This window comes from Actinoplanes octamycinicus (genome assembly GCF_014205225.1).
GTDB lineage: Bacteria > Actinomycetota > Actinomycetes > Mycobacteriales > Micromonosporaceae > Actinoplanes > Actinoplanes octamycinicus.
Map to the genome: position 1 here is coordinate 8,274,775 of NZ_JACHNB010000001.1, position 13,420 is coordinate 8,288,194.

Annotated in this window: 15 protein-coding genes; all 15 read right to left on the reverse strand. The window is 73.7% G+C overall.

Features of this window, described 5'->3' with window-relative positions:
* Positions 1 to 17: 17 nt before the first annotated feature.
* The gene (locus BJY16_RS37490; protein ID WP_185044283.1) at positions 18 to 698 is read right to left on the reverse strand and encodes a phage tail protein; all 681 of its coding nucleotides are present in this window, start codon (positions 696 to 698) and stop codon (positions 18 to 20) included.
* Positions 695 to 1,783 (reverse strand): baseplate J/gp47 family protein, encoded by a 1,089-nt coding sequence (locus BJY16_RS37495; protein ID WP_185044284.1) that lies wholly within the window; start codon positions 1,781 to 1,783, stop codon positions 695 to 697. Before BJY16_RS37495 ends, BJY16_RS37490 begins: the two co-directional genes overlap by 4 nt.
* Positions 1,764 to 5,297, reverse strand: a complete 3,534-nt coding sequence (locus tag BJY16_RS48765; RefSeq protein ID WP_185044285.1) for a putative baseplate assembly protein — start codon at positions 5,295 to 5,297, stop codon at positions 1,764 to 1,766. The genes BJY16_RS37495 and BJY16_RS48765 overlap by 20 nt, the downstream gene beginning before the upstream one ends.
* Positions 5,294 to 5,695, reverse strand: coding sequence for a gp25 family contractile injection system sheath assembly initiator (locus BJY16_RS37505; RefSeq protein ID WP_185044286.1), 402 nt, complete (start codon positions 5,693 to 5,695; stop codon positions 5,294 to 5,296). The genes BJY16_RS48765 and BJY16_RS37505 overlap by 4 nt, the downstream gene beginning before the upstream one ends.
* Positions 5,696 to 5,707: 12 nt before the next feature.
* A complete protein-coding gene (locus tag BJY16_RS37510; protein WP_185044287.1) occupies positions 5,708 to 6,106 on the reverse strand; it encodes a PAAR domain-containing protein in 399 nt (132 codons plus the stop codon).
* Positions 6,107 to 6,115: 9 nt separating this feature from the next.
* A complete protein-coding gene (locus tag BJY16_RS37515) occupies positions 6,116 to 6,772 on the reverse strand; it encodes a phage baseplate assembly protein V (RefSeq protein ID WP_185044288.1) in 657 nt (218 codons plus the stop codon).
* Positions 6,769 to 7,824 (reverse strand): phage late control D family protein, encoded by a 1,056-nt coding sequence (locus BJY16_RS37520; RefSeq protein ID WP_185044289.1) that lies wholly within the window; start codon positions 7,822 to 7,824, stop codon positions 6,769 to 6,771. Before BJY16_RS37520 ends, BJY16_RS37515 begins: the two co-directional genes overlap by 4 nt.
* Complete coding sequence (locus BJY16_RS37525; RefSeq protein ID WP_185044290.1) at positions 7,821 to 8,453, reverse strand: CIS tube protein; 633 nt, start codon at positions 8,451 to 8,453, stop codon at positions 7,821 to 7,823. The genes BJY16_RS37520 and BJY16_RS37525 overlap by 4 nt, the downstream gene beginning before the upstream one ends.
* 4 nt (positions 8,454 to 8,457) lie before the next feature.
* Entirely contained in the window at positions 8,458 to 8,847 is a 390-nt protein-coding gene (locus BJY16_RS37530; protein WP_185044291.1) for a hypothetical protein, read from the reverse strand.
* A 779-nt stretch (positions 8,848 to 9,626) separates the two neighbouring features.
* Positions 9,627 to 10,085, reverse strand: a complete 459-nt coding sequence (locus BJY16_RS37535) for a phage tail protein (protein WP_185044292.1) — start codon at positions 10,083 to 10,085, stop codon at positions 9,627 to 9,629.
* A gap of 27 nt (positions 10,086 to 10,112) precedes the next feature.
* Positions 10,113 to 10,262, reverse strand: coding sequence for a DUF6760 family protein (locus BJY16_RS37540; protein WP_185044293.1), 150 nt, complete (start codon positions 10,260 to 10,262; stop codon positions 10,113 to 10,115).
* Positions 10,259 to 10,624: a phage tail assembly protein gene (locus BJY16_RS37545; protein WP_185044294.1), complete on the reverse strand. Its 366-nt coding sequence runs from the start codon at positions 10,622 to 10,624 to the stop codon at positions 10,259 to 10,261. Before BJY16_RS37545 ends, BJY16_RS37540 begins: the two co-directional genes overlap by 4 nt.
* On the reverse strand, positions 10,621 to 11,055 hold the full coding sequence (locus BJY16_RS37550; RefSeq protein WP_185044295.1) for a phage tail protein: 435 nt from the start codon (positions 11,053 to 11,055) through the stop codon (positions 10,621 to 10,623). Before BJY16_RS37550 ends, BJY16_RS37545 begins: the two co-directional genes overlap by 4 nt.
* Positions 11,056 to 11,076: 21 nt before the next feature.
* On the reverse strand, positions 11,077 to 12,231 hold the full coding sequence (locus tag BJY16_RS37555; RefSeq protein WP_185044296.1) for a phage tail sheath family protein: 1,155 nt from the start codon (positions 12,229 to 12,231) through the stop codon (positions 11,077 to 11,079).
* Between the two features lie 2 nt (positions 12,232 to 12,233).
* The gene (locus BJY16_RS37560; protein ID WP_185044297.1) at positions 12,234 to 13,403 is read right to left on the reverse strand and encodes a phage tail sheath family protein; all 1,170 of its coding nucleotides are present in this window, start codon (positions 13,401 to 13,403) and stop codon (positions 12,234 to 12,236) included.
* Between the last annotated feature and the right edge of the window lie 17 nt (positions 13,404 to 13,420).

A 13,420-nucleotide genomic window follows, 5' to 3' on the forward strand; every position in this document is an offset into this window, starting at 1 on the left:
GGGCTTCCTCCGATCGGTCAGTGCGGGCCCAGCAGGGTGTCGACGCCGACCGTGGAGTGCACCCCGATCCGCAGTGCCGGCGTCTGCACCGCGAGGGCGTACTGCGTGTGTGCGGGTTTCTCTTGGTCGAGCAGGTAGGTGACGACCTGCCGGTGCCGGGCGAGCTCGGCCGGGTCGGTGCCGGGCAGCCGGATCAGCACCCGGAAGAAGTGCGGGGCCCCGCCGCCGAGCAGCGTGTCCACCCCGACCCTGGAGTGCACGCCGAGCTGGAACGGGGTGTCCAGCTCGTCGACGGTCACTCCGAGCCGGGTGTACACCCGCAGGTACTCCTCCAGCCCGGCCTTGGTGCCGCGCCGGTGGTAGAGCGACACGGCCCGCGCGACGAAGTCGCGTTGCCGCAGCTCGTCCAGGTCGCCGCGGAGGCTTATCGCGACCCAGCCGGCCAGCCAGTCGAGGAACTCGGCGGGTGCCCGTTCGGCGTCCGGCAGCTCCGGGCCGGGATCGAAGTAGCGGTGCACGCCGGCCAGCCGGACCTGCCCGGTGACCGGGTCGGCGATGCCGTCCAGGATCTCCTCGATCCCCGGCGCGTCCGGGTCGCCGAGCCCTGTCAGCATCTGCTCGAAGGCGAGCAGGAACCGGCCCAGCAACGGCGATCCGTCCTGGAAGGTGGCCGGCAGGTAGTCGAGGTAGCCGCTCATGCGTCGATCACCACCTCGGCGAGCTCGCCGGGCTGCAGCCGCACGCCGGTCCCGATCTGGTGGGCCGGATCGGTGGTCACCTCCGCGGTGACCTGCGGCGCGCCCGGCCCGAGCGCCTCCCGGACCGCCGCCCGGATCGTCGCCGCGGTGACCGTCCGGGCCGCGTCGTGCAGCGGATGGAAGATCTCCCGGGTGCGCAGCCGGGCCACCCGCCGCCCCGCCTCGTCGAGCGCGGGCTGCGCCCGCAGCACCACGCTGACCTCGACGAACGTCGTCCCGATCACGATCCGCGCCGGGTCCGCGGCGGGTTGCGGCAGCTGGTGCGGCCCGAGGACGAGCCGGTCCGGGCCACCGATCAGGAACACTTCGGGTACGTGGTCGACCCCGGCCGTGCGCTCGAGCACCTGGTACAGCTCCGAGACGTGCACGTCCCGCCCGAACGGCCAGTTCAGCGGGTCGAGGAAGCCGGTCAGCCGCTCGACGACCCGGGTCCGCAGCGGCTCCACCGGCGCGTCCGGCCGCCGCGCCACCAGGATCTCCGCGCCGACCGGCACGAGGAACGGCCCGGTCACGTGCACCCGGGTGGTCAGCAGCCGCCGCCCGTCCAGGTCCGCGCGGACCGCCGCCAGCTGGTCCGGCGCGCCGGGCACGACCACCACGCTGACGTGCCCGGGCCGGTCCGCGGCCGGGTCGCCGCTCAGGTCGCGCCGCGGCACGCACCGGGTCCGGGCGATGCCCGGGGCGGCCGCCGCGGCGAGCCGCTCATAGTCACCGGCGGTGACCGCCCGGTCCTGGGCGCGCAACCCGAGCACCGTCGCCCGGACGTCCGCGTCCAGATCCGTCCCGGGCGTCCATCCGGGCCCGTTCAACAGCTTCAGGAACGTGCGTACGTGCTGGTCCGGCACCCGTCCGGTGCGGTACACCAGCATCTCGGTCAGCCACGCGAACAGCTCGATCAGCGTGATGCCGGGATCTGACACGTTGTGGTTCGTCCACTCCGGGTCCTCGGTGCGGATCCGGGCGCGGGCCTCGTCGAGCAGCGCCGCGAACGTGCGATCGTCCAGCTCAGGGCTCGGGATCGGCATCGTCGTCCCCCTCCCGCAGCACGATCCGGTGGGCTCCGCCGTAGGTGAGCAGCCGGTCGGCGCGCACCGGCCCGTCCGCCTCGTTCGTCACGCTCAGTGCTGACACGTGGTCCACGCCGGGCACCTCCTCGATCACCGCGTACAGCTCGGAGCGGTGCGGCCGCCGCCCGAAGTCCCAGCCCGCGCCGTCCGGGCCGCCGGTCACCGGGTGCAGGAACGCCGCCAGCCGCGCCAGCACGCCGGCGACCAGGTCCGCACCCGCCTCGGCGGACGGCACCACCTCGGCGTCGACCCGGGTGCGCAGCCAGTCCGGGCCGGCCACGGTCAGCGTGGCGGTCGGCGTCATCCGCGCCCGCAGATGCTCGTCGACCCGCCCGAGCAATTCAAGATCGGGAACCGGTTGGGGTACGGGGTCCCGCGGCACCACGATCACCGTCACCGAACCGGGCCCCGCCGCGATCGCGGCCACCCGGGCAACGTCGCTGGACGCCTGCCGGGCCAGGTCCTCGAAGTCGCTGACCGCCACCGCCCGGTCCCGGTGCCGCAGTGTGCGCGGTCCCCGCTCGCGGGCCGCGGCCGCAGTCTCGGCCGGCGCTCCTCCGCGGGCCGGCTCCACGTTGGTCACCGAGTCCACGTACGGCACCGCCGTTTTGAGCTGCACGATCGTCCCGGCTGCCCGGTTCCCTCGGGCCCCGCCGCCGACCTGATAGCGGACGGCTCGTACGTTGCCCCGCCCCGGCGGGGGGATCAGGCCACGGCGCCCGTCCCCGAAGGTGACCGTCCCGCTCGCCCGATCCAGCACGTAGTGCCGATCGCTCGGCCCGGACTCGTAGAAGTCGCCCACCCCGACCCAGTTCTCGACCGTGTCCCCCGACGGGTTCCCGGCGGACCGGATCTGGATCTGCTCGCCGGGCAGGACCGGAGTGCCGGACAGGCGGAACACCTGGCCGGGCTCGCCGTTGCTCGACCCGAGGATCTCGTCGCGGACGGTGCGGGACTGGGTGGCCCAGGTCGTGCCGGTGAGCACGTGCCGGAGCCGGGGAGGCTCCGGATAGCCGCCGCTCAGCCAGCGGACCCGCAGCCAGCAGGCGCTCCGGCCGAACTCGGTGGACTCGCGCTGGTCGGCCGGCCCGAGGAAGGTGACCAGGCCGGACCGCGTCAGCGCCCGGGTCCGGTCGCGGACACCGAGCGGCGCCCAGCCGCTGCCATTCCAGTATTCCCAGGCCAGCGTCGGGTCGGCGGCGGGCGGTGACGCCGGGGTGGCGGTGTATCGGGTTTCGGCGACGCCGAGGAACAGGGTGACCGGGCGGTTGCCGAAGGCGGGCGGGGCGAAGCCGAGATACAGGGTCGGGCGGTCGTCGGCCGACGGCACGAAGGGCTGCACCTCTTGGCCGGCGGCCAGCGCGGCGGCGTGGTCGCGGGGAGTCTGATCGTTGTCGCTGCGTACCGCGGTGATCGGGGCGAACGGTGATACGGCGGTGTACCCGATGGTGCACGGCCCGGCAGCCGGCGGCTGATGTGTCTCGGGTACCAGGCGGTACACCGGCCGGGTGGAACCGTCGGGTATGTATCGGGCGTCCTCGCCGTAGCCGCCGGAGGCGACCCGGGCCCGTACCCAGGCCCCGGCGACCCCGTTCACCTCGCGCGGCGCCGCATCGGCCGGCATCTGGAAAGTGACCTGCCCGGGCCGGGTGAAAGCCCAGGTCGCGTCGGCGAAGCCGGCCGGCTGCAGGACCACCGGCAGCACCTCGCCGGCCACCGCCCGGCCGGCGTTGTCCAGGACCAGCACCGCCAGGTCGTTGCGGCCGCCGGCGAGGGTGACCGGCACCTCGAACCGGCCGCCGGCCAGCGGGACGTCGGTGCGTGTTCCGGTGGCCGCGTTGTACAGCACCGCGGTTCCGGCGGCGAGTCCGCAGCTCCCGGCCACCACCAGAGGCGATTCCGCAACGATGCCCGGGGCGGGGTCCAGGGTCAGCGGGACCGGGTCGACGCCGGCCCCGGCGCGGAATACCGGCGCGAGCACCGGCGGCCGGTTCGGGACGCCGATCCGGAACAGGCTCATGCCCGGCTGCAGGCCGGTGAGCGTCCGCTGCCAACTGGTGTCGCCGGCCGGAACGGTGTCCGCAGCGGCGGGCGGGTGGATCCGCTCGATGGTGACCACGGCGCCGGGCGGCCGCTGTCCGCCGATGGTGACGTCGGTCGTCTCGACCGATGTCACATAGGGCTCCAGGACTCGGTCGCCGGGCAGCGGCGTGCCCCGGCCCAGCTCAGCCCAGCGTTGTCCGGTCCAGTACTCCCAGGCCACGGCCAGCCCGGGGGACGGCCGGACCGGTGGCCGCGGCCAGCCGCTCTGGGGCCGGCGTGGGTTGCCGACCGGGATGTCCACGGTGACCACGGCGCCGGGAGTGCCGAACGCCGCGGAATGCGCGAGGTACACCGCGTCGTCGACGTGCGGCCGCTCGCCGAACGGCAGGAACCGGTCACCCGGGTCGGCCGGCCCGTCAGCGGTCACGGCCTGCGCCGGTAGCAGCCCGGAGCGCCGCACCACCACGCGCCGCTGGATCTGGGTGATCCGCGGCAGCTGCCGGTCGGCGCCGTCACGCGGCAGCGGGGCCGCGAGCCGCGCCCGCAGCCAGCGCCCACCGGTCGGCGGCGGCACCGCCGGAAGGTGGACTTCCCAAGCCCCGCCCACCGGGGCCGGCCCGGTCGTCGCGGGCACGTCAGCCCAGTCGCCGCCGTCCCACGCCGCCCAGGTCACCCCGGCCGGCCACGGCTGGTTCCCCTCGGCCGGCCGGAACCGCAGCGTGACCGCCTCGGGCTCGCCGGCCGGGCCGGGCGGGGTGAGGCGATCCAGGAACAGGTCGTGGGTCATCGGGCGGTCGCCGGTGAAAGCCGGGAACGGCTGCCGGCCGGTGCTGTCCCGGTAGCGGTCGGCGGCCGGGTCGCGGGTCAGTACCGCGACCAGGCGGGTCCGCGGCACCACCAGATCGTTCTCGGTCTCGAAGACGACCGGGTCGCTCTCTCCGTCCAGCGGCGCGGCGCTCACCCGGGTGCCGGCCGGCACCAGCGGGTCGACCTGGGCGGCGGTGGCCGGCCGGAAGGTGAGCGGCACCCGGGCGGCCCGGGCCGGCAGCAGGTCGACGCCGATCAGGTCGAGGAAGGCGGCCAGGTTGCGGTCCGGTACCTGGTTGACCCGTTCGACGAGCTGTTCCAGCATCCGCGCGAAGATCCGGACCAGGCCGTACGCCGGGTCCGGCTCGGGAACCACGGCGATCCGGCCGAGCCCGGGCACCGCGGCGAGCACCTGGAGCAGGGCGTCGTCGGCAACGGTCCCGGCGCTCGCGACGAGCTGCCCGGTGCCCGGGTCGGTGACGTCCTCGTTCAACGTCCGGCCGAGCAGCAGTTCCGGGACCACCGGCACCCGCTGCCAGCCGGCATGGCGCTGCAGCAGCCGCTCGGTCTGCGCGACCAGGTCGGCCGGCGTGCGCCTGTCGACCGGCGGTGGCCCGCTCACGGCGCCACCCCCGGGTCCAGGTAGAACGGGTAGACCAGGTTGAACACCGTGTTGGTGGCCCGGAGGCGGTAATCGATCTGGATCAGCAGCGTGGCCGGCGAGTCCGGTGCCGAGCCGGCCCGGACGTCGAGCAGGTCGATCCGTGGCTCCCAGCGCACCAGCGCGTCCCGCACCCGGGCTTCGACCAGCCCGGCGGTGGCCGCGTTGCTGATGCCGAAGACCAGGTCGTGCACGCCGCAGCCGAAGCCGGGCCGCATCGCCCGCTCGCCCGGCGCGGTGCTCAGGATCAGCCAGATCGCCTCCCGGACGCTGTCCTCGCCGGACACCCGGACGACCCGGCCGCGTTCGTCGAGCTGGATCGGGAACTTCCAGCCCACCCCGGTGAAGTCGGCGGTCATCGTCCTCCCGCCTCAGCCGATCGTCACGGTGCCGCCGGCGACGACCCGGCCGACGGCGAGGTCGGCCGGATCGTTGCAGGTGGTGGCGGGGTCGCCGGACCGGGCGGCGGCCCGCCCGTTGATCGTCACGGTGGTGCTGCCGGCCTGCACGGTGGCCCGGTTCGCCGGTGGCGTGGCGAAGCCGGTGCCGGGCGGCGACGGCAGGTGCGCCGGGACGTTGCCGGCGGTGCTGCCGACCGTCGCGGCGGGCCGGCCCTCGATGGTGACGTCGCTGCTCAGGCCACCGGTCAGCACGCCGCTGAACGGGTGCGGCAGCGGCTGCGGCACCAGCGTCCCGCCGGACGGGACCAGCACGATGTGCGTGTCAGTGGCGACGATCCGGTCGCCCTGCTTGGCGGCGGGCAGGCCCATGTTTCCCCCTCAGTTGATGCCGACGGTGCTGCCGGCCACCGCGCAGTGCCCGCTCGCCCGCAGCGTGGCGCCGGCGGCGGAGGTGACGGTGACGTCGCCGCCGGACGAGCTCAGCTCGATGCTCTGGCCGGTCACCACGACCTTGCCGGTGGCGGACTCCAGGACCAGGTCGCCGTCGGCGTGCACGGTGACGGTGCCGGCCGCGGTGTCGATCACGATGCGGTTGGCGCCGCCCGCGCCGACGATCTCGACGCGGCCGGCGCCGTCGGTGTCGTCGAGCCGGATCAGGTGCCCGGCGCGGGAGACGATGGCGCGCCTGGCGACCTGACCGGACTCGTCGAGCGGCGTGGACTCCGGCGGGGCGTCCACGCCGTTCCAGAGCGCGCCGAGCACGTACGGAAAACGGATGTCACCGTGCGCGAAAGCGACCAGGACCTCGTCGTCGACCTCGGGCAGGAGCTGCAGGCCCCGCCCGGGGCCGGCCATCGGCGCGGCGATCCGCGCCCACCAGCTCTCGTCATTTCCGGACAGCCAGGGGAAGCGGACCCGGACCCGGCCGAGCCCGTCCGGGTCGTTGTTGTTGGTGACGATCCCCGGGACGACGCCGAAGACGCGGTCGTGGCCGCCCGGCGGCGGTCCCAGCAGATCCAGCAGGTCGTTGCTCATGAGACGGCGTTCCTCCGGACCGAGAAGGACGTCCGGTATCCGGACGCGTCGATGGTGTGGGTGGTCTGCGCGACGTAGTACGGGCCGCTGAACGCGGGCCCGAGCCCGGCCAGCTCGAGCACCTCGCCGGCGCGCAGCCCGGGCTCGCCGGCCGCCGACCCGGTGCCGGTGACGAAATCCAGCGCCCGGTCCTGGTAGATCGCCCGGGCCAGCACGTCGGCCTCCTCCTGCGAGGCGATCGGGGTGTCCACCCGGATCTCCTCGACCCGCCGGTGGAACGCCGTCTCGGCGACCGCCGCACCGGTGCGCCGGCCGCCCATCCCGGCAGCAGCGGTGTCCGCGCCGGCCTCGCCGCGGACCTCCTTCTTGGTCCGCGCGTCATAGCCGCACACGATCACCTTGCTGACCTGCCGCAGCGTGTTCATCGTCGGGTGGAACGAGCGCAGCGAGCGGCCCCATTCGAGGCGGAAGCCACCGCGGTCGGCGGACCGCTGCTCGCGGAAGACCAGGGTGCGGCCGTCGACCGTCACCTCGAAGCCGATCGCGCGGGCTCGCTGGACCAGGAAGGCCAGGTCGGTCTGGTTGTACTGGATCAGGTACGGGTGCCGGGCCCCGGTCCGTTCCGCGGCGGCCTTGAGCCCGAGGCCGGCCGCGATCCGCTCGGCCACGTCCTGATCGGTGACGTCCTGGAAGGTGCGGCTGCGGGCGGCGCCGCGCAGCCAGTGCAGCCGCGTGTATCCCTCGACCCGGACGGTCGGCGTGCCGGACTCCGGGAAGGCCGGGCTCAGGCTGGTGATCTCGCCGTCGAACAGGGTGCGCAGCTCGCCGGCGTACCCCATGCCGATGGTGACCGCGTTGCCCTCGCGGAACCAGTCGGCCTGCTCGGTGTGCGTCCACGGCATGCTCGGGTACGGGTTGGCGACGGTCAGGCTGAAGTGGTCGAGCAGGTCCGGCTCGTGCACCACGGACAGCTCGGTCACGTGGGCGGCGACCTCAGCGGTGATGCTGGTCCCGTCGACGAGCACCGAGAAGGCGGGCGCGAACCGGCTCATGACCCGGCCTCCGGCGGCAGCGGCGGGACGGCCAGCACCCGGCCCGGTTCCAGCCTGCGCGGGTTGTCGATGCCGTTGGCCTCGGCGATCGGCCGCCAGCGGGCCGGGTCGCCGTACTCGGCGGCGGCGATGGTGGCCAGGGTGTCGCCGCGGGCCACCACCCGGGTCTTGGCGTGGTCGGCGGACTCGGTGGGGCGGCGGCGGACCTCGACGGCCAGGTCGACGTACTCCTTGAAGGTGACGCCGAGGATCGCGCGGACCGGGGTGCCGTCGGCCAGGAACAGGGTGAACCGGCCGCTGACCCGGTCCAGCACCGCGGTGAACAGGAAGGTGCCCCATCCGACCCGGCAGATCGGCGGCGCGTGCGTGCCGGGGTCGATGCGCAGCAGGTCATACACGCGGTCGGTGTGCTCGCGCACGTCCGTCTGCTTCTCGTACGTGTCGAAGAACAACTCCATCGTCAGCACCGCGGTGGTGCCCCTGACGAACTGCAGGATCGGCGCGGCCTGGCCGGGGATCGGGATCTCGGCGATCTGATTGCCCCGGTCCAGCGTGTACTGGGTCGGGTTGAACAGGGCGGTGATCGCGGCGCCACCGGCCGGCGTGATGTGGATCTTCTCGAGTGGCATCGGGTCACCAGCCCCGGCGTTCGCGGTCGCTGCGCAGGCGGCGGACGAGCAGGCCGTAGACGTGGTCGGCGAGGGCGGGCAGGTCGGGCGGGGTGGGCTGCGGCGGGCCGAACGGGACGGTGCCGGGTGCGGTGGCGGTCGCCTCCGGGAGGTCCGGTGCGGCCTGCGGCGCGGAACTCGCCGGGGCGGCCGCCCGTTGCGGGGCGCGCGGCGCGCCGGCCCTCGGCCCTTCCGGAAGCAGCGGCTCCGGAAACTTCGACAGCGCGCTTCCCGGGACCGACGGGACGGCACTGCCGGCGCCGAAGCCGGCCGGGTGCTGCCCAGCCGGCGCGGCGGCGCCGCCGGTGCGGGTGACGGGAACTGCCGAGGATGACGCGATGGGCGCGATCGCCACCGGACGGTCGGCACCGGCGGATCCCGGCAACGACGTTGGGCCGCGCCGCACTGTGATCACTTCCGGACGACCGGTGGCGCCACGGCGAACCGGCACGGGGCGCGACGGCGGCCGCGCGACAGGCGATGCCGCCGGCGACTCCGCGCCGGCGATCGGCGACACGGACACCCGGTCACCAGGCGAAGGAACACCCGTGAGAGCGACACCCGGAGGCGGAAGACCCATGGGAGAGACAACCGTGGGCGGAAGACCCGTGGGAACGACACCCGTGGGCGCAAGGCCCGTGGGCGGGACGCCCGGAGTGGCCGATGCCGCGCCGGTGCCCGGCCACCGGATCGTTACTGATCTCGCCGAGCCGGTCCCGGTGGCACCGCCCGGCATAGTCGCCGACAGCTGAGCAACCTGGAGTTCCGGCTGCTCAAGCCCCTTGTGGATACCGGTCCCCGACGCGGATCGCGCGAGCCGGGAGGTCGTTGCGACCACCGGTGTGCCCCTGTCCGGCCTGGCGGGCGTCAAGGCCACCGCCGGCACGGGCACCAGCGGAACCACCCCCGCCGACCGGCCACCGCCGACCGGGACCGCCGCCGGCCCACCGTTCCCCCACGACGGCCACCGCCCGAACGCCTCCCGCACAGCCCACCGCCGCAGCACCGAGTCAAGCAGAGGCAACCTCCGATCGCTCCCGGACAGCTCCTGCGCCCGCCGTCGCGCGTCCCCAAGCCGGATCACCCCGGGCCGCTCCACGAACCGCCCGGCCAGATCGTCCCCCCACGCCTCGGTCACCCCGCACCCCCGGCCCGCGCCTTGCGCAACCCCTGATGCACCAGCTCGACTGCCTCCACCGCGACGGTCCCGGACGCGGCCCGCAGCTCCGGCCCGGTCCACCGCACCGGCAACGCCTGCAGGAAGTGCCACCACATGACGTCCTCCCCCGCACCGTCCAGCAGGTAGACGGTCCCGTCCCGGCGTTCGAACACCCCGCCGAGCACGTCCTGGTGCCACTGCCAGAGCGCTTCCACGTCGCTGATCCCGTTGCGCAGCACCAGGTTGGCCGGGTAGCGGGCCGGCCCGGGCAGCTTGTGCTCGTACTCGTTCACCCCGCCCTCCCGGTACGTCTCCACCACCGTCTCCACCTGCAGCCCGGTCACCTCGGTGAACCCGCCGACGACGAGCCCGCCGACCTCGACCCGGAACCCGTAGCCCAGGTACGGGTCGACGCGCTCCCCGGTCGTCGCCACAGCCGTCCCTCCTCCGCCGGCGAAAGCTCACTCGCGGGACAGCAGCGCGGCCACCTCGGCCACCCAGCGCTGCCGCTCCCGGTGCGCCATCGACATGATCTGGTCGTACGGCCAGTGCAGGTGGAAGCCGAGATACGCCACCTCCTCGTGCAGCCGCTGCGAGGGGTAGCGCGTCATCCCCCCAGGCCGCTCAGCTCCACCGCGAACTCGGTCTCGCAGCGCGGGCAGACCACGGTTCCGTGCGCCGCCCCGTCCTCGTTGACCCGGCGGTAGAACTCCTGCAGGAACGCCAGGTCCCCGGCCGGCAACCCCTCCATGACCTTCGGGTTGACCCGGGGCAGGTCGCCGAGCCGCAGCACCACCCGGGAGAGCAGGATGAGCACCAGGTAGCCCGGGTTGGCCTGCACCCGCGGGTCCTGCATCGGCGCGATCTCGTCGTACGCGGTGGCCAGCCGCATCACCCCGGCGCGGTGCACCGCGCCGTCCGCGTCGGTGTAGCCGCGGGGCAGCGTGAACGGGAACTCGGTCGGCGGGTTCATGCCCGGACCAGCCCCTCGTGGGTGATCTCGACGGACTCGATGGCCACCTCGTTCGCCGTCGCGTTCAGCGCCGGTCCGGTCCACTTGCTCGGCCAGCCGCCGACGAAGTTCCACCGCACCTGCTCCTGCCCGAGCTCATCGAGCAGCACTATCGAGCCGTTGCGCCGCTCGATCCGGCCGGTCATCGCCCGTTCCCGCCACTGCCAGAACGCGGCGCTCGTGGTGATCCCCCAGCGCAGCACGATCGCCGGGTAGGTGACCAGGCCGGCCAGCTGGCGCATGGTCGGCGGGTCGTTGCCCTCCCGGTACGGCACCGGGGCGGTCGTCGTCTCCAGCCCGGACACCTGCTGGAATCCAGCCTGCGCGACCTGGTCGATCTCGACCAGGAAGCTGTGCGCGAAGAACGGGTCGACGCGTACTCCTAGCGGCATTGCCGGTACCTCCCGATCCGGTCAGCCGTCGCCGGCCGACGCGGTGAACGCGATGGTCGCGCCATCGCTGACGATGCGAACGACGACGAACTCGTGCAGGCCGCACGGCGCGAAACCGACCTCGGCCACCGCCATACCCCGCGCGCGTACGTCAAAGGTGTTGGTCTCGGCGTCGCATTTGACGTAGAAACCCTGCTCGGCGGTCCGGCCGGCGAGCGCGCCCTGCCGGAACAGCTCGTGGAAGACGGCGGTCAGCTCGCGCACGATGCGCGCCCACAGCGGTGGCGCGTTCGGTTCGAAGGCGAGCCCGCGCATGGTGTGGTCGAGTCGCCGGGCGACGCTCAGCCAGAGCCGCCGGACGCTCACGTAACGCCAGAGCGGATCGGTGGACAGGGTGCGCGCGCCCCACACCCGGATGCCGCGTCCCGGGAACGCGCGCAGGCAGTTCACCCCTGCCGGATTGAGCACCGCCTGCTCGGCGTCGGTGACCTGAGCGGCCAGATCGGTGACGCCGGCGAGCACCACGTTGGCCGGCGCGTGATGCACACCGGACTGTGCGTCGGTGGCCGCATACACCCCGGCCAGATGTCCGCACGGCGGCACCAGCGCGCCGCCGGCGACGCGCACCCACGGGTGGTACAGGGCCCCGCCGGCCTCTGCACGTCCGCTCAGTCCGGCCGCTTGCGCGAGCAGCGCGTCGCGGCCGACGCCGGGCAGCGGGTCCAGGATCGCGAACCGGTCACCGGTCTGCACGCAGTGGTCGAGCACCGCCCGCTGCATTGTCCGCACCTGCTCGGGCGCCGGCGGCAGGCCGCCTTCGCGGTCGCGCACCACGTCCGGTACACAGATCAGATCCGCGTTCTCGTACGCCGTGAGCACCGCCAAACCGTCCGAGAGAGCGTCCTCCGGGGCGCGATCCGGCGCCAGCGCGAGCACGTGACAGCGGGTGCCGCCGGCGCCGAAGAAGCCGCGGACCGCCGCCCCCAGGAAGCCCGGCCGGCCCGCGCCGTACACCGAGACGAACTGATCCCAGAGGTCCACCGGCTGCGGCGTGCCGATCGGGCCCTGCACCGCGTACCCCAGAAAAACCGGCACGCCGGTGACCGGACCGGCGACCGCGGCCACCGTGCGGTCCTCCCGGTGCACGCCGGGAGTGGACGGGCTCGGGCCGGTCACGGTCAGCCCGCCGAGCCGGCCGTCTGGCTGACGTGGAAGATCACGAACTCGGCCGGCTTGACCACCGCCACCCCGATCTCGGTCACCACCTGTCCCAGGTCACGCACGTCCGGTGGGTTGGTCTGCGCATCGCAGCGGACGAAGAACGCCTCCTCCGGGGTCGCCCCGAACAGCGCGCCGCTGCGCCACACGGTGGTCAGGAACGCGGTGACGTTACGGGTGATCTGCGCCCAGAGCGCTGTCCCGTTCGGCTCGAAGACCGCCCACTGGGTGCCCTCGTCGATCGACTCGCGCAGGAAGATGAAGAGCCGGCGCACGTTGATGTAACGCCATTCGCCCTTCTCCGCACCGGCCAGGGTGTGCGCGCCCCAGATGGTCATGTTCGCGTCGAACGGCCGGATCACGTTGATGTCGTCCGGGTTCAGGCCGGCCTGACCGACCCGGCTGACCCGGGTCTCGACGTTCAGCGCGCCGCGGATCACCTCGTTGGCCGGCGCCTTGTGCACGCCGCGGGTATTGTCCACCCGCGAGTAGACACCGGCGATGTGCCCGGACGGCGGCACCATGATCGGTGCCGCGGTGGCCGGGTCGAACACCTGGATCCACGGGTAGTAGAGGGCGCCGTAGCTGCTGTCCCGGACCTGTCCCTGGATGGCGGCCTTGGTCAGCGTGGTGGTCCGCCGGCCGTCCAGGATGGCGAACCGGTCCTGCATCAGCTCGTTCTCGCAGTGGTCGAGCAGCGCGCCCTGCACGGTGTCGGAGACCGCCCCGGGGATCGCCACCAGGGCGATCTCGTCGATCGGCCGGAGCAGGTCGAGCCCGTCGGTGAGGGCCTTCTCGGTGGCGCCGGCGTTCGCGCCCTCCACCACCCGGACCACCCAGCAGCGAGTGCCGCCGTTGTTGAAGAAGCCGAAGACGGCGTGCGCGAGGATCGAGTTGCCCGTCTGGAAGTCGCCGAAACTCGTCCGGAACTCCTCCCACGAGGTGATCAGGGTGGGGGTGCCGGCCGGGACGACGGTGTAGGAGTCGGTGCGCCCGGGACGCACCGGCATGGTCACGGTGTCCGGGGCCAGGCCGACGAAACCGGCGGTGCTGGTGCCGACGCCGGCGATCGGTTTGGCGCCGGAGTCCTGCTCGACGACGTAGACGCCCGGGGCCTGATACTGCACCACTCGCCTCTCACCTGTCC

What these genes read in the sequence shown, in the direction of transcription:
- BJY16_RS37490 (WP_185044283.1), bottom strand. Translation starts at nt 698, where the DNA reads ATGAGCGGCTACCTCGACTACCTGCCGGCCACCTTCCAGGACGGATCG.
- BJY16_RS37495 (WP_185044284.1), bottom strand. Translation starts at nt 1,783, where the DNA reads ATGCCGATCCCGAGCCCTGAGCTGGACGATCGCACGTTCGCGGCGCTG.
- BJY16_RS37505 (WP_185044286.1), bottom strand. Translation starts at nt 5,695, where the DNA reads ATGACCGCCGACTTCACCGGGGTGGGCTGGAAGTTCCCGATCCAGCTC.
- BJY16_RS37510 (WP_185044287.1), bottom strand. Translation starts at nt 6,106, where the DNA reads ATGGGCCTGCCCGCCGCCAAGCAGGGCGACCGGATCGTCGCCACTGAC.
- BJY16_RS37515 (WP_185044288.1), bottom strand. Translation starts at nt 6,772, where the DNA reads ATGAGCAACGACCTGCTGGATCTGCTGGGACCGCCGCCGGGCGGCCAC.
- BJY16_RS37520 (WP_185044289.1), bottom strand. Translation starts at nt 7,824, where the DNA reads ATGAGCCGGTTCGCGCCCGCCTTCTCGGTGCTCGTCGACGGGACCAGC.
- BJY16_RS37525 (WP_185044290.1), bottom strand. Translation starts at nt 8,453, where the DNA reads ATGCCACTCGAGAAGATCCACATCACGCCGGCCGGTGGCGCCGCGATC.
- BJY16_RS37540 (WP_185044293.1), bottom strand. Translation starts at nt 10,262, where the DNA reads ATGACGCGCTACCCCTCGCAGCGGCTGCACGAGGAGGTGGCGTATCTC.
- BJY16_RS37545 (WP_185044294.1), bottom strand. Translation starts at nt 10,624, where the DNA reads ATGAACCCGCCGACCGAGTTCCCGTTCACGCTGCCCCGCGGCTACACC.
- BJY16_RS37550 (WP_185044295.1), bottom strand. Translation starts at nt 11,055, where the DNA reads ATGCCGCTAGGAGTACGCGTCGACCCGTTCTTCGCGCACAGCTTCCTG.